Here is a 26,167-nt window from a genome sequence, read left to right as displayed (position 1 = left end):
ATCTGTTAAACCACCTTCCCCAAATTAAACCAATCATATCAATTCAGCTCTAAAGAGTATTAATCATAAAAAACCAATTTAGAATGAAATTATTAATGAATGTATTTTTTGCAGCAATCGTCTTATTCACCAGTAATAATATGTTTGCACAGGATAAAACTCACCAGAAGGCTGAAAGAAGTCCCGAAACCATGTCACAGCGACATGCAGAAAAAATGAAATCGGACCTGAATCTCAATGACGAGCAAACCAAAAAAGTATATGAAGTAAATCTCAAATACAACAAGGAAAGGCAAGCTAATCGCGAAAAACGATCTCAGGAACACGCTAAAAAAATGGCAGAAGCAAAGAATAAGAACGAACAGAAGAATGCCGAAATGAAAAACATCCTTACCGCTGATCAATATTCCAAAATGATCCAGAACCAGGAAGCTAATAAGGCAAAAATGAAGCAAAAAAGGCAGGAATGCAAAGATCGTAAAGGGCAAAAGATGCGGAAGGATAAAGCGCCGGTGAAGGAGTAAAAGTCAGAATGTGAGAAGGTGAGAGGGTCAGAAAAGCAAACAGCGAGAGGCGAACAGCGAACGGTTGCTAAGATGGAGATCTTGCACGTAATTTGCTGAAGTTGTTAAAAAATGGGTGTCACTTAAATTTGACGCCTATTTTTAATTTTTTAATCTTGCTGAGTCCACCCCCTTGGCATCGCAAAAGCATCTTTTCGAAAATTGCTTCCATTTCACGAGCCGATTATTTAAAAGATGTTTTGACTTCACTTTGCCCAAGTAAAAACTTGTTCTTCGTTCCGTTTCGCTCCTAAAAATGATCCTTTGTGGATCTTTTTTAGTCTCTCACCATCCAAGGGGGGACATCCGTATTGCCTCATCTGTTGGTTTATTATTAGAGATTATTCTTAATATCCTAAGTCATTGATTTTTTTAAAAAGTACAGTTGGTCTATTTTCCACCATTGGAGCAAGGCCATTCACTTCTATTTAATTTTTATATGCAGTGAGCTGAATATCAAAACGTTCAATAAAAGAAGAAAATATCCGGCAACTTCCCCTCTGGTAGAGGGGTGGCAGCAGCCGGGGTGTCGAATGCCGCATATATTCATAGGTATTGACAATAAATCTAAAATAATTTTTCAGCGGGTTACACATTAAAGTTTTGGAGAAGTGAATGACCCTACCCTCCAAGGGGGGACATCCGTATTGCCTCATCTTTTAGTTCAATATTGGAGGAATTGATAAATTGAAAGTTGTTATTTTTAGTAATAAATATGATTGGATGATGTCCCCCTTTGGAGGGGGTTAGGGGGTGGACTCTCTAGTCTCTAGTGTATACCATCTAATGTCTAGCAACTAATATCTAGCATCTAATATCTAGCCTCTCGTCTCTAGCATCTAATTTCTACTTCCCTTTCATCATCTTTTCCAACTCCACCTCCGTCGAACGCAACTTCCTGTTCAACTCCTCGTATTTTGTGTCCACCTCCGCAATCTGCTTCTCCTCCGTCACCAACATCGAATCAAACCTATTAAAATTATCCTCGATCCTTCTTCTCAGGTGAGCAATGTATTGCTTCAATTGAGTATTAACCTCATTTTCCAGTTTTTCCTTGCCCTTTTTGATCTCGGTGCTAAACCCGGAAACGATCTTGTTTTTCTTGACCATGGTGGTTACACCAGCGAATATCAATCCAACAGCTGTCAATAACCCGCCGGTTACATCAAATACCGCACCTTGAGTCACTGCGGCTATAATGATGCCCACGACAGCAAGTCCGCTACCTGTAGCGATATTGGCTGAGACACCGCTTTGATCGGGAAATAAAGTCTGATCTTTAAAATTGTCAGATTTCTCCAGGAAGCTGTTGAAAGTGTTTTGAAGGTCGGACATGATGTAGTTTCGTCTTTCTGCGATGTCGGAGAAGATGTCCTGATCGTCTTTCAGGATCGTTTTTGAATTCTGAACCTTGAGCTGAATGATCTTCGCCATTTGCTGGATGCTTTCAGCCACATCCCCTACTCCATCATTGAGTTTTTTGCGGAGTTCGTTGTTGAGGTCATTTTCCAATTCGCTTGCGACTCCCTGCAACCAGGTTTTTAATGTGGTCTTTTTGTTAAAGATCGAGGTAAAAGATCTTTTGAGCATGACGGGAAAGGAAAGGCCATGATTGAGTTCCGTCAAAGCTCTCTGTGTCGCAATATCGTAGGCATTCAGAATATTTTCGATGAGCATATCGACATGTTTTCCGGAGCGCACTTCCTGTTGGTCAAGAGATTCAGTGATATCTGCCCTGAATTCTTTGTCCAGTTTGTACTGATCTTTTCTGATCTGCAGACCTGAACCGATCCTGTTCTGAATATTGATCAGTGTGCCAAGGCTATTTCCCAGTTTGAGGTAGGGAGCTTTTCCTCCGGTGATATTTTTTGCGATATAATCCCTGACTTCTTTAAATCCGCTACCTGCCTTATCCCCATCGATCTCCTGTTTTGCACTGACGGCAAATACAATAGGATGTGTCATGCCTTTTTTCTCCGCCTGCTCTCTGACGCCATTCATATTGACTTCCAGGTCGGGAGCGTCGATGAGGTCTTTTTGCTGGAGGACGAAGATCACTTTCTTCTGCCAGTCGCCATGGATATAATTCAGAAAGTCCCAGGCACTTTGACGATATGGATTTTTACTTTCAAATACAAAAACGATAAGGTCGGATCCCGGAATAAAATCTTCTGTGATCTGCTGATGTTTTTCGACGATGGTATTCGTGCCGGGCGTATCCACGATGGCGATCTCTTTGAGGATGTCGACGGGTTGGGTGATCTTCTTCAAAAACGGATTGATCATGATGACTTCCTCTTCTTCCCCCCAGACGATCTGTTGGATCGTGTCCGTCATGGGTTGCGGTGCCACCTTGGTCACTTCCTTCCCGGCATCGAGCAAGGCATTGATAAAACTACTTTTACCGGCTTTGACCTCACCCACTATGACAAACATAAACGGCTCATTGATCCTGTTGCGCAGGCCGCTGACGGTTTCTGCCAGTTCATCGTGATCGATCATGGTGGTCAGGTGGTGCACATCCTTGGCCAATTCCTCCAGACGCACGCGGAATGAGAATACTTCCTGATTGATTATTTGGTTCATGTGTTGTTTATGTGTTATCGCAAACGTAGATGCTTGTGGCACATACAATGCTTTTAAGGGAGGTAAAGTTAAGGATTATTTGGGGAGGGGTGGGAAATTGTTGCGGATGGTGTGATTTAAATGATAATTAGTGAAGCTTTAGAAAACACGCAAGTAAATATAATACCGAAATTTTCCAAGTTTAACTAACTAAAATTAAAAAAAACCGTCTATGAACTAAACATCCTTAAATTTATACCAAATCCAACTCCTAATTCATGTGCCAAGTCTCCGACCAAATCAAATTATGTTCCTGCAAAACTAAAAATGTTGAATCACTCAAACATTATTGGCATATAAAAAGGAAGAACAAAGATACCTCTTACATTGTGAGTGAATTATTCATGCCGGCAGATATTGGTGAAGAAAATGATGAAATAAATATGGATATCATCCTGAGTAAATTAAACATGGGAAACATATTCGACATGGATATCAAGCATAAAAACAATGACATTTTAGAACTCGTTTTTAGTTTCAAAGCGGACCGTGAGAGATTCCGTAACTTTTCACCAAACACCGGAGATTTTCTGGCCTACGCTTTTAAATATAGAAATGGACAGTGGAAAAAGTTTGACTATGAGAATTGGGTCATCAACTTTGATGAAGTAGAAAAGGGAAAAATTGTAAATCCGTTTAAGAGTAAAAAAAATTAAAGGGCAAGTTAATTGTTGTTTTAGTGTGGTCCACCCCCTTGGCCCCCTCCAAAGGGGGACATCCTTAAATGCTCATATTTTAGTTTATAAATGAAGGCGGTTTTTAAAAATTGTAAATATTATTTTTTATCAAAACGTTGTTGGGATCGATTTCCCCCTTTGGAGGTCAGTGTCATTAATTTCTCCAAAATTTTAATATGTAACTCGTTGATAAATTAAATAAGTGTTGCTTAAATTTTTATTATAAACATGAAATTATGACGACAATCAACACCCCGGCTGCCGCCACCCCCGCCTATTCACGCGGGCAAGCATCTGCGAGAGGGGAAGTTGCGACATCTTTTCTTCTTTTTTTGAAAGTATTGATTTTCAACATTATTCACATAATGACAAAATAGGAGTGAGTGACCCTACTCCGAAGGGGGACATCCTTAAATGCTCATATTTTAGTTTATAAATGGAGGCGGTTTGTAAATTGTAACGATAGTTTTTTATCAAAACGATGTTGGGAACGATTTCCCCCTTTGGAGGAGGGGTAAGGGGAGGACCTGATGTCACTAAATATCAATCATCCAATAATTTCAACGGAGGGATAGAAAATATTTACTACTTTGGAACTTCAAACACATTGTATCCATTGAGAGACTAAAGAACTACTACCCTATCAAGATCATAAATAATTCATAAAATTAAAATTATATGCCAGATAAAGAATACCCATTCTATCTGAAGTCAACAGTAATTCTTTTCGGTATAGCGCTACTGGCTTTAATATTATACACTTTGCAGGACATAATGGTTCCCCTGGCATTTGCGATGATTTTTGCTATATTGTTAAATCCGTTGTATAATTGGTTTCAAAAACATAAGGTACCCAATATCCTTTCCATCCTTATAACACTCTTTCTGGCAACTATTGTATTGGCAGCTATTCTATATTTCCTTTCGGCACAGGTCTCAACGTTTAGCGAAACACTGCCTTTACTTAAAGAAAAATTCGGTACAATTTCTACAGCATTTGGTAGTTGGACGGAGGAACATCTAGGCATCACTATACAGAAACAGATCGAACTGTTAAATGAAGCTTTGAATAGCAGTAAGGCCTTTGTTGGATCTACGTTAAGTACTGTAGTTGGCACATTAAGCATACTATTCCTGTTGCCCGTTTACATTTTTCTGTTTCTATTTTATAAGACGCTCATTCTTAACTTTCTTTTTGAAGTATTTGATGAAAAAAATTCCAAACAGGTAAGCGATATCTTGAAGGAGACAAAATCAGCAGTTCAAAGTTATATGATTGGGCTTCTAATTGAAACGTTGATCATAGCCACATTGAATTCTATTGCATTGTCCCTATTGGGAGTTAAGTATGCTATTTTACTTGGTGTTATTGGGGCGCTGCTAAATCTTATACCATACATCGGTGGAGTAATAGCTATTGCATTGCCCGTGTTAATTGCGACTGTAACATCCGATGGGTATCATACACAATTGGGAATTTTAATAGCTTACATTATTATTCAATTTGTTGATAATAATATAATCATTCCTAGAATTGTTTCTTCCAAAGTGCAAATTAATGCGCTTATATCCATCATCACAGTTTTACTTGGCTCAGCACTTTGGGGTGTGGCAGGTATGTTTCTTTCCATTCCGTTTATTGCCATTTTAAAAATAATATTCGATAGAATTCCTGAGTTGAAAGCGTGGGGAAAATTATTAGGGGATACTGTACCAACGCGCCATATAGGTGAAATATGGAATAAAAGAAAAACAAGGAAAGCAGCAGCAAAATAGGCTGTTTGAAAAATATGGTTGGTGAAAAAGTTTAACATTACATATAATCTTAATATATCTTACTCAAGTTTCGGCAGTTTAGACGCAAAGAAAGAAGGCTGATGTTAGATGTTAGATGGAGTTTAGTTAATTTATTCATGTTTTTTCTTTTATTGGGTTTAAAAGAATATCCGTTTGATTGATAGAAAGCCATCTTATGCGAAATGAAATATTAAATTGACCAAAAATATGCAGTGTAATACCGAGCTGAGCCCCTCAGGCTTTTTCAATCTGATGCTTGATATATTGATAATTGGTGTACGGGTATGCAATTCACGAGAAACGGCAAGCATTTCCCCTACACTACTTGCAAACTAGAACACTAGTCTACTATAATACTTCCCTCCCATAATTCCCCATACAAAACAACAGATCCAGACAACTTAAATTATTCTGAAAACCAAACCGATCCTCAAATACCTGTGGATAATATTTTGTAGAAAAAGAGGTGAAGTTATTTGGTAAACAAGTATTTCTGACATCTATTCCATCAAATTCCTCGATGTAACTTTCAGTAAATTGAATATTGAGATTCAGTTTGAAATACTTACTGATCAACTCAAGACATTTTGTGTTCAGTTCGAATAGTAATTCATTTTTACTCAGAAGAATTTCTGATATTTCATCAAAGAAATAGATAAAATATGGTGACTTTCCATAAGCAGTTTTGATGGCAGAAAGGTGTTTCTTGGGCCAGTTTTCGTCATAACTAATTTCAACTTCTGCCATCGGCATCTGTGAGTTTTTACCTTTTTTTAATGGGATGATTAATTGTTGAGGGCCGTTGCCGGAGGAGATTACACATTTGTTTCTTAAGGTGCCTTTTCGATAATGTTCGTGTATGTCAGTAAAAACAATATCCTTACCGACCATTTCATTTAATAAAGATATTGGAGGGAAATAAATGGATTCTAAGAGGAGGTTGGTATTCATTGTTTGATTTCTACTAACAAGGTACTTCGGCTATAGTAAGGTAATAATTTGATTTTATGTTGATTAAAAGCAAAATGAATTTTGCAGACACCAGAACTTAGGTTAACTTAAGCTCAACATTTCATAGCTAAAGATCTAATATAATTCAAAGTCAAACCTATGATTGTGCTGCTCAGCGTAGGTTAACCTACGTTGGGGTCTCTTAAAGGTTTACTTTGAAATATCCAAAAAAGATGAATATTCCCAAGATTTAATAGGGACAAATTCTCCCTGCTACAATATGGTCAAAACCTAACTTTCAAACACGCCAAACCCCAAACCCCAAACTAATTCTACGAATTTTTAATGATCTCTCTTGCAATTACAATCTTTTGGATCTCAGAAGTACCTTCGCCGATGGTACACAACTTACTGTCTCTGAAAAACTTCTCCACAGGGAAATCTTTTGTGTAACCGTAACCACCATGGATTTGGATAGCTTCAGTTGCAGCCCACACACATACTTCAGAAGCATAGTATTTTGCCATGGCTCCTTCCTTGGTCATTTTCTTGCCATTGTTTTTAAGATCTGCAGCTTGTCTAGTCAACAATTCTGCTGCTTCAATCCTGGTAGCCATATCAGCCAATTTGAATGATATCGCCTGGAAATTAACAATCGCTTGTCCGAACTGATGTCTTTCCTTAGCATACTTGACAGACGCTTCATACGAACCTTTTGCTATACCCAATGATAACGCAGCAATAGATATTCTACCACCGTCAAGGACCTTCATTGACTGAACAAAACCCTCTCCAACTTGACCTAACATTTGAGATTTATGCACTCGACAGTTATCAAAGACCATTTCTGCAGTCTCTGAGGCACGCATACCAAGTTTATTCTCTTTTTTACCGGCATTAAAACCAGGAGTTCCTCTCTCAACTACAAAAGCTGTCATTCCATGAGAATCAAGTAATTCACCTGTTCTGACGATGACTACGGCAACTTCACCTGAGATCCCGTGAGTGATCCAGTTTTTAGTACCATTGATGACATAATCATCCCCATCCTGAACAGCTACACATTGCATTCTTCCCGCATCACTACCTGTATTTGCCTCAGTAAGACCCCAAGCTCCGATCCATTCACCGCTTGCAAGTTTTGGAAGATATTTTCTTTTTTGCTCCTCATTTCCGAAAGCAAGAATGTGCCCGGTACACAAAGAGTTGTGTGCCGCAACAGATAGTCCGATTGAACTATCCACTTTCGTTATCTCTTCGATCACCGTGATATATTCCTGGTATCCAAGGCCGGATCCGCCGTATTCTTCTGGAACTAAGACCCCTAAAAAGCCATGTTGACCCAACGCACGCATTGTTTCTATAGGGAAAAATTGGGCTTCATCCCACTCCATTATGTGAGGTCTGATGTAAGTTTCTGCAAAGTCTTTAGCACTCTGCTTGATCATTTCAAGATTTTCCTGAGTGGTCATATTTTATTTTCTATTTTGGTGCGAAACTACCATAAATTAGGCTAAAAACTTAATTCAAATGGAATTTAGTTTTCTTATTTACCATATTTTGTTGTCCACCTTGCTTTTAAAAATGAATTTAATTTTTCCTCAGCCGCATTTTCACCTGGCTCATAAAATTTTATATCGGTTAATTGATCAGGCAAAAACTGCTGATCGATAAAGTTATTATCGAAATCATGGGCGTATTTATATCCTTTGCCGTAGTCAAGTTTTGCCATCAAATTGGTAGGGGCATTCCTCAAGTGGAGTGGGACAGGCAAGTTTCCAGTTTTATTTACTGCATCCATGGCCTTTCCTATAGCTAAATAAGCCGAATTACTTTTGGGAGAAGAAGCAAGATAAATACAGGCTTCTGCCATGACAATGCGTGCTTCCGGCATACCGATCTTGTGCACTGCATCCATGCAGCTTTGAGCTATGAGAAGCCCATTCACATTAGCTAATCCAATATCTTCTGAAGCGAGGATGACCATGCGCCGACAAATAAACATTGGGTCCTCCCCTCCTATCAGCATCCTCGCCATATAATACAAGGCTGCATTGGGATCGCTTCCTCTTATAGATTTAATAAAAGCAGAAATCATGTCATAATGATATTCTCCACCCTTGTCGTAAGCGATTTGTTTGACTTTGATCGCTTCTTCGATGACTTCATTGTTGATGATGATCTTTCCACCATCATTCATGGCGCACACGATCTCCAGAATATTATAAAGCTTTCTGGCATCACCACCGGAAAAATAAATTAGTGCATCATATTCCTGAACTTCAATATCCTGGCCGGCAAGAAATGAATCTGTTTGAATGGCATTGTCCACCATCGCTTTCAACTCATCGGCTGAAAGCTCCTGCAACACATATACCTGACATCTGGACAATAAGGCCTGGTTGACTTCGAATGAAGGATTCTCTGTCGTGGCGCCAATCAACACAATAATGCCCTTTTCCACAGCTTCCAGCAAAGCATCCTGTTGGGACTTGTTGAATCTATGGATCTCGTCAATAAATAGAATAGGACTTTTCTTGTTGAAAAGATCAATTCTACTTGCCTTTTCGATGGTTTCACGGACATCTTTTACACCTGCATTGATGGCACTTAAACTGTAGATCTTTCTGTCAATATATTCAGCGACTAACAGCGCCAATGATGTCTTACCAACACCTGGTGGTCCCCAAAATATGCTTGAATGTATCGTTTTTTGCTCTAACAACCTTCTGAAAGGAGCACCCTCACCCATAAGGTGTTGCTGACCGAAATAATCAGCAGGTTTTTTCGGCCGCATCCGTTCTGCAAGTGGTGTCATGAAAAATTACTTTACGCTAAACTTAAAATTAATAAAAATCGATCACTAATATTTATAAAGAATGGGTAATTGGTAATCGGTATTGAGTAATAAGTAATGGGTAATATGCCATCGGTCATGAGGACACCTTCTAACTTCCTCACCCTATCACCCTCTCAACTTCTAATTTCTGACTACTGACCTCTGCCTACTGACCCCTGCCTCCTACTTCTTCAACAACCTATCCAATGAATTTTGTGAAACAGAATGATAGCTATCTCTATGTTTATTATAAATTTTGACCGCTACATCCTTTTGGCCGGTAGCCACCAACGCTTCGTAAAGTGGCATTAAGAATTTCCTGCGCCCTACCTTTCCAAGAAATTCATCGACAGAGTTATTAATTGCAGCATTTTTTAGATTGATGTTGTCTTCAAGCCAGATTGCCTGAATTTCTGTATTTCCCGATTTTGAAAAATTATACTTCTTGTCAAGGTTTTTAAGTTGATCTATTGTCGCTACTCCATTGACCATTCTTAAAAAATACAACCATTGATTAAATTCCCAATCTTTAAATGCAATTTTGGAGCTGCCATCCAGCAATTTAGGTTTCTCCTCTGTGACAGATGCAAATAGTTTACTTTCAAACATAGGTGCATTGTCGGGTAATCCTGCCTGATAAAGCCATTCCTTTACTTTCAGTTTATCAAGCTCTTCCGGCTTAAAATATTTATACAAATATTCTTCGAATTGCGTGGTTGTAATTGTCTTAAACTTATATTCCTTAAAATAATTCTTCAAGAATATATCCAAATCTTTTCTTCCAAAAGCTTTCTCGAGCATAACCAGAAATAAATAACCTTTCTCATATGCTACATCAGTCATGCCATCATCCGGGTCTTTTCCTTCGAGGTCGAGCAATAGCCGAGTCTCTTCGCCTTGCTCACCGAAATCCTTAAAAGCGTTATCGAGGTCATTTCTACCAATAATGGCATTTACAACTGCATAATCTCGTCCTTTTACACCTTCCACAATGCGCCTTTCAAAATAAACGGTAAAGCCTTCGTTCAACCAAAAGTCATTCCAGGTGGCGTTTGTAACAAGATTGCCAGACCAACTATGGGCAAGTTCATGAGCAATAAGGCTTGCCATAGACCTATCTCCTGCCAGAACAGTTGGAGTAGCAAATGTCAATCGAGGATTCTCCATGCCACCAAAAGGAAAAGCAGGCGGTAAAACCAATATATCATATCGCTCCCACTCGTAAGGCCCATAAAGTGCTTCAGCCGCCTGAATCATAGCAGGTGTCTCGGCGAATTCATATGCAGCACTTTTTATTACCCCCGGTTCGGCATAAACACCGCTTCGTCCATCAAATGCTTCAAACTTGAGATCACCTATTGCTAAGGCCACCAGGTATGCCGGAATGGCTTGCTTCATGGAGAAATGATATTTGCCATGTGGATTTAATTTCTGAGGATTCTCAGCAGACATCAGGGCCATTAATTCTTTAGGCACTTCCATATTCGCTTCATATGTAAATCTAATCCCCGGTGAATCCTGAATGGGTATCCATGAACGAGTAAGAATAGCTTCTCCTTGAGTATAAAGGAATGGATATTTTTTTCCGAATGTTTGTTCCGGTTTCAACCATTGAATCGCTGCAGCTTGTGGCGAAGTTTTGTAATATATCTTTACAGAATCAGCGAGACCAGCTGTTGGAATAGATATTTTTGAACCAAGAAATTCTACAGGTTTATCTACCATAAAATTCTTAACCAAACCATTGGAAATTATTGAATCGATTTTTAAATCTCTGCTATCCAGGAATAAAGTATCTGCATCATTTTTATCAAAAAATAAAGTGGCACTTCCGGACAATATCAAAGATTGAAAGTCAGCTTTTAAATTTAATTTTAAGTGCTTTACCCTAGCAGTGGAATTATCACCGAAGGAGTGGGTGTCATCGACAGTGCTCTTTATTGAGAGTTTTTCATCTGATGATTTGGCTTTATTGTCGCCTGTGCAGCCAGATGAAATGATTGTTAAGAATACGTATGCAAGTGTGTAAAAAAATATGGATCTAAACATAAATGGTGGTTACAATGTATAAGAATAGGTGTAAGTAACAAATTTTCGTATTGTTTGCCAAACAAATTAACCACAGAATGGTATATTGGTTCAAATTTATGAGGAATGAGTGATCGGGTGATGAGTGATCGGGTGATGGGCGATGGGTAATGGGGAATGAGTAATTGGTAATGGTGAATGGGCAATTAAAATCACCTTTTAGTTCAATATTAATTCATAAATAAATCTGTGTAATCTGAGTAATCCTTTAAATCCGTGATTCTGACAAATTGGTAATGGGTAATAGGCAATGGGCAATTAAAATGAAATTGAATATATCTTTAAGGGTTATTCTAATTTCTAATTTTAGGTATTTTTCAATCTTAGTGTTCAATTGCCGTTGACTTTATTCAACGGAGGAAAAAGAAAAGCAACAATTTATCATGAAGAACAATAAAGATATATTCCTCCTTCGCAGCATAGACCTGGCGAATCTTGCTGATCGGGATGTCAAAAGCAATCCACCTGTAGGATGTGTCATTGTTGAAAATGATATAATCATTGGAGAAGGTCGACATGAAAAATTTGGAGAAGCACATGCTGAAGTTAATGCTTTTAAAAATGCTACAGAAAATGGACATAATCCAGGTAATAATTCGGAAGTTTATGTTACCCTAGAGCCATGCGGGCACTATGGGAAAACCCCTCCATGCGCCGAATTAATTTCATCATTTAAACCCAAAGCTGTTCACATTTTCGAAAAAGATAGTCATCCCATTACTGCCGATAAGGGTTTGGAGTTATTAAAACACAATGATATCTATTTCGAATTTAATGAAATAAAAGGCCAAAAAAGTTTACTTGATCGGTTTTATAAAAATAACCTCAAGAAACAACCTTATATCATTCTTAAGTATGCTCAAACTGCGGATCAATTCATGGCTTCTTCTGAAGGTCAGATACAGATCAGTGATCAATATACTTCCAGACTCAGTCATAAATGGCGTTCACTTTGTGACGGCATTTTGATAGGTAGAAATACGCTGGAAACGGATGATCCGGAATTAACCAACAGACATTGGAGCGGCTCATCACCACAAAGATTTGTAGTTGGAAATTCTTTTACCAAACCCTTGTCCAGCTATAAAATGTTTCAAGGAGACAATCCAGCTATCCTAATTACAACTAATAAATCAACTTTTGAAGGAATAAAAACAGTTGTCGTAGAAACTATTGATTGGAATCAAATTTGGTCGATCCTTTACGATCAATATAGCATTTACAAGTTGATGGTAGAAGGTGGAAGTAAATTATTACAAAGTGTGATCGACGCAGGAGCCTGGGATGAGGCAAGGGTGATAACATCTAAAAATAATGTTGAAAATGGGGATATTTCAGCACCTATTTTATCAGCGCAAGAAAGCTATGACAACTTACAATTAATAAATGATAGTGTTCAATTTTTTAAGAAAGTTATTTAGAAACCAAGAGAGTTTCCATAATTTAAATATTCAGAAATCCAGAAAGACAATTGTCATTCTTCACCTTTCACAAGTAATTCTCTAATTTTCCGTTTCTTTTCTTCTGGCAATTTTACATCGAGATTTTGTGTATTATTTCTTAAGCTTTCGTTGATGATATTATTCTGTTTTGCAAATAATCTGCAAGCAGTGCAAATAGTAAGATGTATGCTAAGTCTGAACCTATCACCAAATAAAAGGGGCGAATCTTCCCGCTTACAAACCAACATAGTAGCTTTCTCACAACTGATGTGTAATAAATTCTTCATTACTTAATGATCATTTAAACCAATTCATTTCCAAGCAAGCTCTTAATTGCAACTTGCTTCTGTGTATCAAAACCCAAAAATTAGACTGCGTTATTTCAAGTTTTTCACAAATTTCTTCTGTATCCATATCTTCCATATATTTCAAAATAAATACATTCCGTTGTTGATCTTTTAATTTGTTCTGACAAAGCTCAAGAATTTTATAAAACTCATCATTTTCTACTTTTGAACTTGGATCTTGTGTCCATGTCTTGGGCGATTTTGTCTTGACCCAATGTTCCTTTTTATTAAAGTATACATCTTCAAATTCAATATCTACCGTTGAAACGGATCTTACAGACTTTCTGAAATGATCTATCAACTTATTTTTACAAATCGCATACAACCAGTTTCGTTCAGAATAAATCCCGTTAAAACTATCCTTTGATTTCCATGCACTAAGGAATGTTTCCTGAACAATATCCTGAGCCACAGATGTATCCTTCATTCTTGAACATGCATAACTATACAATTCATCACCATAATTATCTATCCATTTCTCCGGATCAAACGATTTTTTTTCGAGCATACTATTAATAAAAGGTCTTCCCTCAGGACTTTTATATCAAGTAAACTTACTCATTTCGACTTAATTCGATAAATTTTTCCCACCACTCTTTCCGATCCATCCAAGATGTGTATGTTCGAAACTGTCCAAATATTTTAATCCATAGCCAAATAAGCGATCAAAGCAGCTGTGCGCCAAAAAAATGATACTTACATCCACCATGGTAGCTATTTTAAAATAATGGCCAATGATCAGAAACAACATTATCAATCCTTTGTGATGCATTATATTATAAAAGAAGGCACCAATAGCAGGATTGACCAGATATGCAAGGAAAGATACATCCGGAACAAAAAATAACAATAAGAAAAGGCTCCAGCTACCTTCCAAATAATAAAAATAGATCCCACTGAAGCAAATTAATAATGCAAATTCCTCCAACTTAAGTAATGACTTCATTTAACTTTTTAAATGAAGTTATTCTAATTTCGTCATATATGCTGCTTTCACTGCCATTGAATTCTTTTCACTCACAAAAGCAACGATTGCCAAATCCTTCTTTTTTACTTTCTGGAACCTTAAAATCATGAGTACCTTTTGAATTCTTGATTCCTTCAGACATTTGCAAGACGACGTTGGTATTGATTAAAGTGCGACCTCCATTCTCCCCTCTTTTGATGGAAGTAACTTCTTTTGGCGAAATCAAACATAAAAAAACTTGATCTTCGTCCATTTTACCATCGATTTCATACGAAACACTTATGGCATCATTACTTTCCTTAGCCATTAAATTTTTGACACTTACCTTCGAGAAATCATCCTGAGCTTTTTTCAATGCTGATTGAAGCGCTGACTTATCAGAACCAACGAATTCGTATTTCCCATTGACGACCATTTGAGGAGTATAGGCGCTTCTCAAGTCCAATTTATCTACATAATTTCTTTGTCTTTGTGTAAATACGCGTTGACTAAATGGATCTTTCCATCCTAACCGATCCCAGTAATCCACATGAAATGATATGGCAATTACCTGTTGATTATCATTATATTCTTTTATCAAATTTGCCAATAATTCATCTGCCGGAGGGCAACTACTGCATCCCTGTGATGTAAAAAGTTCAACGAGGGCTACTGAATTTCCTTTATTAACCGACATTTCCGTTTGCTTTTGAGCTTTAGTACATGAAATAATATTGACCAGACAAAACATTGAAATTATTAATCGCATATAATAAAGATTATCTATTTAACAATTTATAACGCAGGGCCACAACTTCTTTCTTATTCAAAATTAAAATCACAATACAGCAAACCAAAACAATCCATGCAAGCATAAACAACTGACCCCCATCTCCTTGAGATTCAATTCCGATCACTAATAAATGGGAAGCAATAGCTCCAAGCATTAACCCAATTCCCAATAAAGCTCCAAAGACTCTTGTCGAAGGAAGTACCAACAAAATACCTGCGATCAATTCAATCACACCTGTCCCTATCCTACCCCATGGTTCTGCGCCCAGCTTCGTAAATAACTCTACCGATTCCGGGCTTGCTGTAAATTTAAAATAAAGGGTTTGTAATAAAATTGCCGCTCCAGCAACTTGCAAAACCCATGAAATTATATTCTTCCAATTCATTTTGATCCGATTTAATAATTATTTAGTTTATTTTATCCCAGTTTTTATCAGCTTTAGACTTAAGTCCGGCCTCATCTTTGGTCCAAGTATTCAAAGTATTATTTGTAAACGAATGATAGAATAAGTATAATTTTCCATCTACAATTTTAAATGTTTCAGGATCTATTTCTACTTTTTCACCAGTTGCACCCATTGCATAAGCACACCAGCCACCATATTGCGGTTCAAATTTGGAGGCATTTTTAAGAAATTCATCTTTGTTGGCTTTAGAACTGAAATAATATAGCACCCCTTTGTCCTTCACAGCAAAATCTTTTTTCCCTTTGACAGCCTTATTTAGTTTAAAATAAGCTACAGCGTCATAACCCTCAATTGCAAGTCCTTTTGAAACATTGTAAGATTTGATTCGATCCGTTTTCTGACTAATTGCCATACTTGCAGTGAAGCAAATCACCACTAAAACCCTTAATAACTTTTTCATTCTTTCGATTTTATAAGTTATACGATTCAAACCAAATAACCTTACAATTTCGGAAAAATAATTTATTTGATAGAATGAAAAGTTTGATGTTTGATGTTTGGTGTTTGGTGTGATGATTATATTCAAATCAAGGACTCTCCCTTGGGCCATGGTTTAAAGATTATTTAATCAGTCTTGAATTTAGACTATAATTTTGGGAAGTCGGCCAAGGATAAATATTATTAGCCACTAATTCCACGAATGATGCTTTACATCTAACACGAATTTATTCGTCCGAATTCGGACAATTATTTGCGATGTTGGCTACGCGGTCGTGGCTATCAAATTCGAGCTTTAGAAATAAGTCAATATTTTCAGAGTGATATTTAGTTTATAAGCAAAGCCCTTAGGCCTGGCTTTAGTGTCGATAATATTTGTTTTTGCAATAAAGCAGTTGTTGAACAAACTTTACTCTTCCTCTGCCCTCTTCCCCTCAAGATATTTATGATTTTTATCCTTGGAATCTGCCCCTCCTACCTGAAGTCCAAAACATTCAAAACTAACCGGGTCAGCAGCTTTGATTACTTTTTGATTGTAATAAACATGAAATTTATCCTTTGTATATCCTTGTTCGAGTGCCATAAAACTAATCACATCAACATCCCTTAAAGGTAGATTTCTGTTGTAAACAAAGTTTTTATCTTTCGCAAAATATGACTCATCGGTAGTGTTTTCATAACCTTTATCCACCACAAATGACATTACGTCAGCTCCTTCAATTTTTAGATTTTTAAAATAGGCAGCATTTTTATCCTTTGCGTATTCGTTTTCTAATTTTTTGAAGGAAGTGACATCGGCTCCTGTGATCTTCTTGTCCGCATGATAGACCCCTTCAGCGTCTTTAGAGTATGGGTATTCAATAACGACAAATGATTCCGATTTGCATGGTAGAATCACCAAATCACTGGCATTCCTGTAAGTATATACATTGTTTTTATCCTTAAAATAATATTCAGCAAGTTCATTGAAAGTCGCAGGATCACTTCCCGGCAAAGCAACACGATTGCAGTATACCTGGTATTTATCTTTGATAAAAACAAAGTCTATGAGCTCAAGACTTGCTACATCCATTACCTCGAAAGATTTGCCATTGAGATATCCTCTGTATTTGTCTTTACAGTATCCAAAGTTATTTTCACCCATCAGCATAAATGTTGACGCATCTGCTCCTTCAACTGTATATACTCCTTGTCGTTTGGTCATAAAGAAATTCTTAACCTCTCTCTCTTCACTGCAGTAATACACTTTGTTTTTATCCTTAGCGTAATGGTTGTCAAGTGCCTCAAATGTTAAAATGTCAGCATCTTGTATGCTTTTCATCTTATAATAGGCAGCAGAATCATTCTTCGCAAATTGATCATTAAGGACAATAAAATCTTTCCCAACTTCTTCCCCATTATAATAAACTTTATCCCCCTTTTTAGTAAAACCGGAACTGCATCTTACCACCGTTATGACTCCTGTCATCACCAAAGCTAGTTTAAAAAGTTTAAATATCAACTTAAATGTAAATGCTGTGAACTTGAAAAAATCTTTTATGAAATTCATTTCTTAAAATTTAATAAAATTAATTATTTGGCATAGGATTTATAATTTAATATTCAAATTCATAAGCATTTAGTACTTTGATAGCCTTGTTTCTTTTTATAAAATCCTGAACATCATCATTATACATACTTGATGGGAAAGTAACCGCCTTTAATTTCGACAATTGTTCAAATTCTTTCGAACTCCCGGAATATGAAGTTCTGTTTATATCAAGATATTCTAGCTGAGTAAGATTTTCTAAGAAACTAAGTTTATTGATTCTATATGAAGAGTTTACAACAACCATTTCTCCCTCTGAAACACAAAGTTTCTTTAATCTGGTTAAGCGACTTAGATTAGGTAATTGCTTGCATCCGTCTATATAGAGTTCCTCGAGATTGACCAATTTAGAAACAACATTGCCCTTTTCAATACCTGAGCCAAATGAAAGGTACTTCAGATTTTTCAATTTCTTCAGAGCAGATAATCTTTTCACCCTACTTTCATCAAAACGCAGTACTTCAAGTCCAGTAAGACCCTTGATAGGATCCAGCGTTTTTAGAGCATCCGAACAACAATGCAACACCTTAAGTTCTTTCATTGAACTAAGCGGACTTAAATCCAAATTCTGATCCTTATAGCTTATTGAATTATCAATTCCACAGTAATTTAAAATCAAAACTTTCAAGTGTTTAAATGCTTTTAACGGCGTTAACTCACCAGGACCATTCACCATATAAATAGTATCCAAATCCCCTAAAGTATTGAGGTCTATAGGCAAACATTCTTTCATCCACCCGATTCGCAGCGCTCTTCTATACAGGTAATCACATCCAATATTAAACAAATTAAGTTTATTCAATTCATAAAGAGAAGTATTCCCTTCATCTTTAAATTCATTTACCTTATTTTGTCTATTTATATACTCCGATTGAATTTTAAAAATATCAACACCTTGTTTAGAAAAATTTTGATTGATTACTAAAATAGACTTCCACTCATCACTTAATCCATTCCACCAAGCACTATCGATGACAACGGTAGTATTCTTTTCATTTGGTCGTGAACATGACCAAAGCCAACTGCAAACTAATAATAGCGAGATTATTAAGACTAATTTTAATACCATTTTATAATATTGGATCATGTTAAATATCAGAACTTTAGTTTCAATAGTATCTGACTCAAAAATAATAGTGAAGATTCGCATTGATCAGAAGATAAGTATGAAAATCAAAGGATCCCCTACCCCCTCTGGAAGAGAAAAAAATCTGACTACATGCAATTTACTTTTGCCTAAATTACTGATTACCAATTACTGAATACTGATTACTGACTACTCATTACTCATTACTCATTACCCATTACCCATTACTCATTACTTATTACCTACTTCTCTCATCAATAACTAGTAAATATTCTTCAACACTACCGAATCTCCTGTCAAAGCCATGTTACCCTTTTCATCCGGTGAACCAGCTTCTAACTTATATAATGTAAGGTACCTGCCGGCAGTTTTCTTTTCCACCTTATAGACCATAAACTCAAGGCCATCTGTCGTTTTTAGCAATATGACATTAGCAGGAAATGCGGGCATTTCAGCGCAATCACCGGCAATACACAATTCGTAACCGGTATAATTCCAATTTTTAATACTTCCATCCGAACCTAGAATTATAGTATTCTTCACTTTACTTTTATCATCTGCATAGTTACCTGCCACCAGCTTTTCATTCAATAATTGCATAAAAGATTTATCACTTTTTACAAATGATTGCGTTTCCCCCTTTTTATAGTTCAAAGTATCATTAAGATGCAATTCAGTAGCGCTTTTAATTTGAAAAGAAAACTTCGCTCCATATAATAATGGATCAATACTAATAACAGAATCATTCGTATAACTAAAATGGAATCTTCCCTTTTCAATAAAATTATCTACTTCGATCGTGTCCCCTTTTAGTATGGTAATCTGCTCGCCAAGTCTTCGAATATCCCACAGCAAGGTAGTATCCACTATCATTTCCAAAAGACTTTGATTGACATAAAGACCTTCTGATAATGTAACTTTAGGTATTTCTGTAGCAACATTTTCATGATTTTTGCAAGAAATAAAAATGCATGACAGTACAAATAAAGCAATTCCAAAAAATGTATCTTTCATTTTATTATTTTTTAAAATTTATATGCCAAGCCAGAACTAAGCTGAGAAGTCCTGTTGAGTATACCGATGGCCGGTCGCGAATCATAGGCAAGTTGATAATTAACAGAGAAAACAAAGTGCTTACCTGCCTTCACGAGCAATGAATTTTGATTCAAAATCCTAAAATCAGGAAAATAATTTGTTTGAGGTTGATAGTATGTAGTACTTACAATCTCAAGATTTGAAGCCGGGGTGATATTAAAAGATAAATAATTACTAAATCTATAATCATCATGTTTGGTTTTCTCAGGATTCGACTCTTGTTCAAATTCCCACATGACTAATGTTCCGAGATACAATCTCACCTTTTTATTATCAGCAAGTTTATATCGTGGGCCTGTCCCAAGCAATATTCTTTGATGGATGCTTAGGATCTCATTTTGTTGATATTGCCCAAAAACTTCCCAGCGCAGCCATTTTGTTATTTTATAATTATAGCGCAAGTGTAACATGTAATTATCGACAAGGCTCTTGCCATCACCCGTTAATAAATTATAATTGCCAAGTAATAAAATAAGGATTTCTTTCCCTTATATTCTATTAATCCTCTGGCATCTGCCTGCAAAACAGTGGATTCGCTTTCAATGTATGATCCACTCAATCCTACTTCTCCAAACCAGCCAGTGGTATCAGTTCTAATCCTCATACTTTCTACATTCAATAGTTGAGCATAGCATTGACCACCATCAAAAATTAAAAAAACCAGTATAAAAGGAATTAAAGAAAAGTATTTCATAAGAATAGATAATAGTTAATGTTTATAAGGTTTGATAAAGATAGAATTCAGACATGAAAGCAGGAAATAATAATTTATTTCCAAATAAAAAACTACTCCTTTACAAATTCTATATCTTCAAAAGGGAGAAAATAATTAGGGTAACAAGTAATGACATCATCCTTTATTATAAAATCTATATACTTAAAACTAACTTGCTGTAAAGACGGCAAAAGAGAAAGCTCGAAATAATTATTATCAAATTTTTCCTTACTTATTTGTGTGAAGACATCCGGAAACAAAAGGTGTTGCACAAATATCTTATCACAGCTGGTTATATTGGTCTCGATTAAACCATTGTTGTCAGCAAAATATTTATGCTCTATTCCATCGATTATGCACATACATAATACAGAAGATGCAAGATAGGCGTCGGGTGAATTAATCTTGATAGTGATAAACCCCGATTTCTTGCCTTGTTTGTCCACAGCAAAATCATGCTCACCCTTTTTATCACTTTTCAGCTTTAAGGTATCCCCTTCGATATGATATGTCCCGGTAGCATTTCGATCAGATGCGCCGTAACTGTAATAGAATTCGAACTTTCCATCAGGTGTAAAAAGAAAGCCTGAGACCAATTCCATTTTTCTGTAATGATATTCTCCGCTCAATGTTTTCATACCATTATTTAATTTTGATTCATTTGAGATAATTTTTTGAGCCATAATATAAGAACAGAATAGTGTGGCAAAGATAAAGGTTATGTATCGAAATTTCATTTTACTAAAAGTTTTACAAGAGATTTAAAAAGCCGGAAATCGATCTATTTCCGGCGGATATGGAATAATTGTTTTGGTCAAGAATAGAATAATTTTATTATCATAAAGAATAATATCAGAGAGCATTAGATCAACTGGTTCATTTTAAAAAAATTCATAAAGCATAAAAGGAAAACTAGTATGATCAAATGAATTCCAAAGGATATGCATTGTGTTAGCTTAATCCATTGATGTACACCTGGTTTTATAAGGGTATAAATGGATATCAGCAGCAGTATAAGTTCAAATATTAATACCAACATTTCCTTCGAATGAAAATCAAATTTCTCATATCTCATTTGCCTCTTTAGCCAATAGAATATGATACCGGCAGCCACTGCCCCGTTCAACACTGATACAAATTGTAAAAACTTTTTGCTGGTAAAGGTCAAAATGAACACCGCAAAATGAACTATTATGCAAATACTCAAAATCAATTTTATAAATTGATCCCTATTGAAGTATGGCATGGCTTTATTATACAATTGAATCTATTTCTATAAGTATTTGTAATAGCTTTCCCTTCTGAACATCATTTTCAAAATACTTAATAGCCTGAGGTACAATTGAAATTCTACTTAAGTGCATCTCTTTTCCATTCTGATGTAAATAATTTGGTATAAATATAAATTGCAACCATTGCACAAAATCGATTTTGTCATAATCTTTGACTTCATCAAAATGGTCTGTCCAGGATGGTGGAAACTTAAGCCAAAGACCGCATTCTTTGAGCTCAGTTTCCAGTTCCCTGACCTTAATAATTATAAGATTTTCTTTTGATGTCATTTGCATAATGTTGATATTGTAAAGATAATTTAAAGTAAATTGAGTTTTTTAACAATGAGGGAAAGTAACAAATGAGTTAGTTAACGTATAACTCTTGTTAAAATCATTAAGAATATTTTATTCTAAATGATAATTCCCAGTTTTTCAAGGGACCTCAACAATTTTTTGTCCGTAATATTTCTCTTCGCTTTTTTGACAATTAGGACATTAACTGCACTTTTCTTAGCTATGGACTTATTGAGATCTTCGACTCTTTGATTTTGTCTTTCTAATTCGGAGATGGCCTTTTTGTTATTTTCGACTAGTACAGCATTATTCGAAGTAAAATTATCCACCCAGGATTTTAACTCACGGTTTGTTTTTTTCAAATTTTGCTCATTATCATTAAGTATTCTGATATTATCCTCTTTATAAAGTATTTGAACCTGAGAGGCCTCTAATTTTGAAGATAGTTTAATCTTTTCCTTTTCAAGATCATATAGCTTATTAGAAACGTTGGCCAGATTGGCATGCGCCACTCTAAGTTCAGAATTTAATGATTCATGATCGGAATAAAGACTTTTGTATTTCTTAGAAGATACACATGATGTAAAAGAGATAAGGAAAAGAAGAAAAGCAAGATGTTTCATTTTTAATAAAATTTAGATTGTGTTTTGTGAAAATTATTTGGATTGAAGCAGCCATTAACGAGCCCTATGGTGAATTGATTTTATTCTTTGCAAATCATGATTAGTATTTCCATGAAACCCATGAGGAGAATCTTCATACTAAATATGATAGTCAATATGATGATAGTTGTTTTCCAAATGGCCTTGAAAATACTCTGATTAAAAAATTTATAACTTAGAAGAAATATAATTCCAACTTCTAATATTCGAACTAATTGTCTTCCAAGTATTAAAAATGGATTATAGGCAACCGAAACAAGATTGATTAAAATTTCAAACAGTAAAAGAAAACCTAGCATATAAGTGATGGCAGTGGCCTTTTCTGCTGAATTATACTGCGACTTTGGGAACAGGATACTGCAGATCATTACAAATAAAGGAATAATAAAAAGCAAAAATAAATTCCCGTAATTACTAATGATCTGATCAAACATTACTTCACTTTGAAATTTCAAAGCATCATCATCTGCCAACGATTGAGCATTGAAGGAGCCAAGATCAAAATAAGTATATATAAATAAATTAATACCAACATTAAATAAATAAAATTTGAAAGGAAGACAATACTTATCCCTGTTGCCATAAATATAGTCTTTGATAAAAGCAATTGGATTTTTGAGCATCGCCTTTGTGGTTTCAGAATACTTTGATTCTACACCTGAGATAGCATTTATGACGCTCATAAGGATCACTCTTATAGATATTCTGTTTTTCTTTAAAACCTTACCGCACTCACTGCAGTATACTCCACTATCGACGTATCCGCAATTTTGACAAGCTACTTCATTGATTTCTAAAGAATGGTGCAACATGATAATTGAATGTTTAAAAATATTGTGAATTAAATTGACGTTGTCTGAATTTTGTAGAAATTATTAAAGTAACAATAACTACTAATTTGAATGCAAAGTAAATGTGTTGAAGCATGTTAAAAATCGATACTTAGTAAACGGGAATAATCACTTATTTAACGGTCAAATTTTGCAATTAACGGTCAAAATATTTAGAATATGACCATTTGTAATTTCACATAAATGATTGCTGTTATTGACTTTACCTATATATTGTAAATTATACACTAATTAATATATGAGAAGAAGTTATAATTTGGACAAGATTCTAATATTCTCATCGAGGGAACGGACATTTTTGATTAGGGAAAGGAAAAATCTAATGATCAAATAATGCGATCTTTGCATTTCAATTATTATCCAGTGTGGAGGTCCATAAATATTCAATTCGAATACTGATTGAAGGATAAATAATATTAAGGCAATTGAAGATGAGAATTTAAACGTCAAACTGATAAGTGCTGAAAATCTAAAGAGTTAGTATGAAATGGAACATAATATTACCAACTTCTTATTCTCAATGACATTAAAAGAAAACACAGATTTTATCTTTACTATTCAAGCACATAATGAATTTATAAATGTGGAACCCATTGAGAAAAAGATGAAAATGTATTAGTGAACAGAAGTATTAATAACTTTACCATCAAACCGAGAAATTGAATAAATATAACAAACAAATATGCTAAAGATATTAATCGTCGATGATGAGATCTCTGCAGGAAATATCCTGAAGATTCTTATCAAGAAATATATCCCAATAGAAACAGAGATCGAATATTGTGATAGTGCACAAAAGGCGCTTGATATATTGCCGGAATTCCAACCATCTTTAATAATGTTAGATATAGAGATGCCTGTAATGAATGGATTCGACTTCCTGAGTTTGGCGCCGCACGATACTTTTGACGTTATTTTCACTACGGCGTTTGATAAATACGCAATTAAAGCGATCAGGTTTTCAGCACTAGATTACTTATTGAAACCAATTGACGTCCTGGACTTAAAAAATGCAATCAACAGCCACATCGTAAAAAGTAGAAATTTTGAACAAAAATCTCTTGTTGACAACTTACTCACCAATCTAAAGCAGCCGGATCAAAAAAACTTCAAATTAGCACTTTCTACGAGCGAAGGGACCTTCTTCTTTGACCCTGTCGATATTCTTTATTGTGAAGCCGATAATAATTATACAAAATTTAACCTACTCAATAAAAAGCCGCTCCTCGTCTCAAAAACACTTGGTGACTTTGATGAACTACTTTCTGAACATCAATTTATTCGGATACATAAATCGTATCTTGTAAATATAAAATACATCACCAAGGTCAACCGTGACGGAACACTTACTATGTCTGATGGTAAGGAATTGTCAATTTCAAAGCGGAAGAAAGAGATGGTTATGGGGATATTGAAGAAGTGAAAACTAAATATTTGGTAATTCAATGAAATTATTAAATTAGACAATAGTGGCAAATGATAGATGAGACTAGACTTCATCGTAATATTGCAATATTACATTTGACTTTGAAAATCGCGCATAACCTCTTGTGTTCATAAGACACATACTCCATCTAATTCATTTCCCACAATTTAACCTACAATAGTTCAGCCTTTTGTTGCCAGATGAAGGTGAGAGTATGCTTCATCGTAATATTGCAATATTACATTTGACTTTAAAAATCGCACAAACACTCTTGTGTTCAGAAGATTAATACTCCATCTAATTCATTTCCTACAATTTAAGTTACAAAAGTTCAGCCTTTTGTTGTCAGATGCAGGTGAGACTAAACTTCATCGTAATATTGCAATATTACATTTGACTTTAAAAATTGCGCATAACCTCTTGTGTTCATAAGACACATGCTCCATCTAATTCATTTCCCACTATTTAACATACAATAGTTCAGCCTTTTGTTGTCAGATGCAGGTGAGAGTATGTTTCATCGTAATATTGCAATATTACATTTGACTTTAAAAATCGCGCATAACCTCTTGTGTTCATAAGACAAATGCTCCATCTAATTCATTTCCCACAATTTAACTTACAAAAGTTCAGCCTTTTGTTGTCAGATGCAGGTGAGAGTATGCTTCATCGTAATATTGCAATATTACATTTGACTTTAAAAATCGCGCTTAACCTCTTGTGTTCATAAGATTAATACTCCATCTAATTCATTTCCCACTTTTTAACTTACAATAGTTCAGCCTTTTGTTGTCAGATGCAGGTGAGAGTATGCTTCATCGTAATATTGCAATATTACATTTGACTTTGAAAATCGCGCATAACCTCTTGTGTTCATAAGACAAATGCTCCATCTAATTCAATTCGCACTATTTAACTTACAATAGTTCAACCTTTTGTTGTCAGATGCATGTGAGACTAGACTTCATCGTAATATTGCAATATTACATTTGACTTTGAAAATCGCGCATAACCTCATGTGTTCATAAGACACATACTCCATCTAATTCATTTCCCACAATTTAACTTACAAAAGTTCAGCCTTTTGTTGTCAGATGCAGGTGAGACTAAACTTCATCGTAATATTGCAATATTACATTTGACTTTGAAAATCGCGCATAACCTCTTGTGTTCATAAGATTAATACTCCATCTAATTCATTTA

Annotated in this window: 25 protein-coding genes; 5 read left to right on the top strand and 20 right to left on the bottom strand. The window is 35.5% G+C overall.

Annotation, left to right across the window (positions count from 1 at the left end; genetic code table 11):
- Positions 1 to 83 precede the first annotated feature (83 nt).
- Complete coding sequence (locus IPI15_RS03335) at positions 84 to 524, top strand: DUF4890 domain-containing protein (RefSeq protein WP_287400710.1); 441 nt, start codon at positions 84 to 86, stop codon at positions 522 to 524.
- Positions 525 to 1,409: 885 nt separating this feature from the next.
- Here the strand turns inward: IPI15_RS03335 and IPI15_RS03330 are convergent.
- Positions 1,410 to 3,149, bottom strand: coding sequence for a dynamin family protein (locus IPI15_RS03330; protein ID WP_287400709.1), 1,740 nt, complete (start codon positions 3,147 to 3,149; stop codon positions 1,410 to 1,412).
- 257 nt (positions 3,150 to 3,406) lie between these two features.
- On the opposite strand from IPI15_RS03330, the gene IPI15_RS03325 reads away from it, so the two are divergent.
- Entirely contained in the window at positions 3,407 to 3,844 is a 438-nt protein-coding gene (locus IPI15_RS03325; RefSeq protein WP_287419183.1) for a hypothetical protein, read from the top strand.
- A gap of 699 nt (positions 3,845 to 4,543) precedes the next feature.
- Positions 4,544 to 5,641 carry an AI-2E family transporter gene (locus tag IPI15_RS03320; RefSeq protein WP_287419182.1) on the top strand — a complete coding sequence of 366 codons (1,098 nt, stop codon included), beginning with the start codon at positions 4,544 to 4,546 and terminating at the stop codon, positions 5,639 to 5,641.
- A gap of 369 nt (positions 5,642 to 6,010) precedes the next feature.
- Here IPI15_RS03320 and IPI15_RS03315 read toward each other — a convergent pair whose 3' ends face one another.
- The 4 genes from IPI15_RS03315 to IPI15_RS03300 form a co-directional block, all read right to left on the bottom strand.
- Positions 6,011 to 6,613, bottom strand: a complete 603-nt coding sequence (locus IPI15_RS03315; protein WP_287400704.1) for a WbqC family protein — start codon at positions 6,611 to 6,613, stop codon at positions 6,011 to 6,013.
- 332 nt (positions 6,614 to 6,945) lie between these two features.
- Complete coding sequence (locus IPI15_RS03310) at positions 6,946 to 8,085, bottom strand: acyl-CoA dehydrogenase family protein (protein WP_287400702.1); 1,140 nt, start codon at positions 8,083 to 8,085, stop codon at positions 6,946 to 6,948.
- A 74-nt stretch (positions 8,086 to 8,159) separates the two neighbouring features.
- A complete protein-coding gene (locus IPI15_RS03305; protein WP_287400701.1) occupies positions 8,160 to 9,431 on the bottom strand; it encodes a replication-associated recombination protein A in 1,272 nt (423 codons plus the stop codon).
- Positions 9,432 to 9,635: 204 nt separating this feature from the next.
- The gene (locus tag IPI15_RS03300) at positions 9,636 to 11,501 is read right to left on the bottom strand and encodes a M1 family metallopeptidase (RefSeq protein ID WP_287400699.1); all 1,866 of its coding nucleotides are present in this window, start codon (positions 11,499 to 11,501) and stop codon (positions 9,636 to 9,638) included.
- 422 nt (positions 11,502 to 11,923) lie between these two features.
- Between IPI15_RS03300 and ribD the strand changes: the two genes are divergently transcribed.
- Positions 11,924 to 12,961: a bifunctional diaminohydroxyphosphoribosylaminopyrimidine deaminase/5-amino-6-(5-phosphoribosylamino)uracil reductase RibD gene (ribD, locus tag IPI15_RS03295; protein ID WP_287400698.1), complete on the top strand. Its 1,038-nt coding sequence runs from the start codon at positions 11,924 to 11,926 to the stop codon at positions 12,959 to 12,961.
- A gap of 53 nt (positions 12,962 to 13,014) precedes the next feature.
- Here the strand turns inward: ribD and IPI15_RS03290 are convergent, their stop codons facing one another.
- The 15 genes from IPI15_RS03290 to IPI15_RS03220 all read right to left on the bottom strand — a co-directional run bounded on the left by IPI15_RS03290 (position 13,015) and on the right by IPI15_RS03220 (position 23,499).
- Positions 13,015 to 13,269, bottom strand: a complete 255-nt coding sequence (locus IPI15_RS03290; protein ID WP_287400697.1) for a hypothetical protein — start codon at positions 13,267 to 13,269, stop codon at positions 13,015 to 13,017.
- A gap of 10 nt (positions 13,270 to 13,279) precedes the next feature.
- Positions 13,280 to 13,837 (bottom strand): sigma-70 family RNA polymerase sigma factor, encoded by a 558-nt coding sequence (locus tag IPI15_RS03285; protein WP_287400696.1) that lies wholly within the window; start codon positions 13,835 to 13,837, stop codon positions 13,280 to 13,282.
- A gap of 60 nt (positions 13,838 to 13,897) precedes the next feature.
- A complete protein-coding gene (locus IPI15_RS03280; protein WP_287400695.1) occupies positions 13,898 to 14,275 on the bottom strand; it encodes a DUF4260 domain-containing protein in 378 nt (125 codons plus the stop codon).
- Between the two features lie 67 nt (positions 14,276 to 14,342).
- On the bottom strand, positions 14,343 to 14,972 hold the full coding sequence (locus IPI15_RS03275) for a DUF1223 domain-containing protein (protein ID WP_287419181.1): 630 nt from the start codon (positions 14,970 to 14,972) through the stop codon (positions 14,343 to 14,345).
- A gap of 82 nt (positions 14,973 to 15,054) precedes the next feature.
- Positions 15,055 to 15,453, bottom strand: coding sequence for a DoxX family protein (locus IPI15_RS03270; RefSeq protein ID WP_287400692.1), 399 nt, complete (start codon positions 15,451 to 15,453; stop codon positions 15,055 to 15,057).
- Between the two features lie 22 nt (positions 15,454 to 15,475).
- Entirely contained in the window at positions 15,476 to 15,934 is a 459-nt protein-coding gene (locus IPI15_RS03265; protein WP_287419180.1) for a YHS domain-containing (seleno)protein, read from the bottom strand.
- 447 nt (positions 15,935 to 16,381) lie between these two features.
- Complete coding sequence (locus IPI15_RS03260; protein WP_287400689.1) at positions 16,382 to 17,521, bottom strand: DKNYY domain-containing protein; 1,140 nt, start codon at positions 17,519 to 17,521, stop codon at positions 16,382 to 16,384.
- 46 nt (positions 17,522 to 17,567) lie between these two features.
- Positions 17,568 to 18,629 carry a leucine-rich repeat domain-containing protein gene (locus IPI15_RS03255; RefSeq protein ID WP_287400688.1) on the bottom strand — a complete coding sequence of 354 codons (1,062 nt, stop codon included), beginning with the start codon at positions 18,627 to 18,629 and terminating at the stop codon, positions 17,568 to 17,570.
- A gap of 279 nt (positions 18,630 to 18,908) precedes the next feature.
- Entirely contained in the window at positions 18,909 to 19,661 is a 753-nt protein-coding gene (locus tag IPI15_RS03250; RefSeq protein ID WP_287400687.1) for a hypothetical protein, read from the bottom strand.
- 11 nt (positions 19,662 to 19,672) lie between these two features.
- Positions 19,673 to 20,143, bottom strand: coding sequence for a DUF481 domain-containing protein (locus IPI15_RS03245; RefSeq protein WP_287419179.1), 471 nt, complete (start codon positions 20,141 to 20,143; stop codon positions 19,673 to 19,675).
- Positions 20,144 to 20,184: 41 nt separating this feature from the next.
- Positions 20,185 to 20,436 carry a hypothetical protein gene (locus tag IPI15_RS03240; RefSeq protein ID WP_287419178.1) on the bottom strand — a complete coding sequence of 84 codons (252 nt, stop codon included), beginning with the start codon at positions 20,434 to 20,436 and terminating at the stop codon, positions 20,185 to 20,187.
- Positions 20,437 to 20,528: 92 nt separating this feature from the next.
- Positions 20,529 to 21,194, bottom strand: a complete 666-nt coding sequence (locus IPI15_RS03235; RefSeq protein WP_287400685.1) for a hypothetical protein — start codon at positions 21,192 to 21,194, stop codon at positions 20,529 to 20,531.
- Positions 21,195 to 21,710: 516 nt separating this feature from the next.
- Positions 21,711 to 22,019, bottom strand: coding sequence for a YqcC family protein (locus IPI15_RS03230; protein WP_287400683.1), 309 nt, complete (start codon positions 22,017 to 22,019; stop codon positions 21,711 to 21,713).
- Positions 22,020 to 22,141: 122 nt separating this feature from the next.
- Positions 22,142 to 22,648 carry a hypothetical protein gene (locus IPI15_RS03225; RefSeq protein WP_287400682.1) on the bottom strand — a complete coding sequence of 169 codons (507 nt, stop codon included), beginning with the start codon at positions 22,646 to 22,648 and terminating at the stop codon, positions 22,142 to 22,144.
- A gap of 80 nt (positions 22,649 to 22,728) precedes the next feature.
- Entirely contained in the window at positions 22,729 to 23,499 is a 771-nt protein-coding gene (locus tag IPI15_RS03220; RefSeq protein WP_287400680.1) for a DUF3667 domain-containing protein, read from the bottom strand.
- Between the two features lie 721 nt (positions 23,500 to 24,220).
- Between IPI15_RS03220 and IPI15_RS03215 the strand changes: the two genes are divergently transcribed.
- Entirely contained in the window at positions 24,221 to 24,961 is a 741-nt protein-coding gene (locus IPI15_RS03215; RefSeq protein ID WP_287400679.1) for a LytR/AlgR family response regulator transcription factor, read from the top strand.
- Positions 24,962 to 26,167 lie beyond the last annotated feature (1,206 nt).

This window comes from Candidatus Brachybacter algidus, assembly GCF_016707225.1.
Classification (GTDB): Bacteria; Bacteroidota; Bacteroidia; order Chitinophagales; family Saprospiraceae; genus Parvibacillus; species Parvibacillus algidus.
This window is presented reverse-complemented; position numbering and strand designations above follow the sequence as displayed.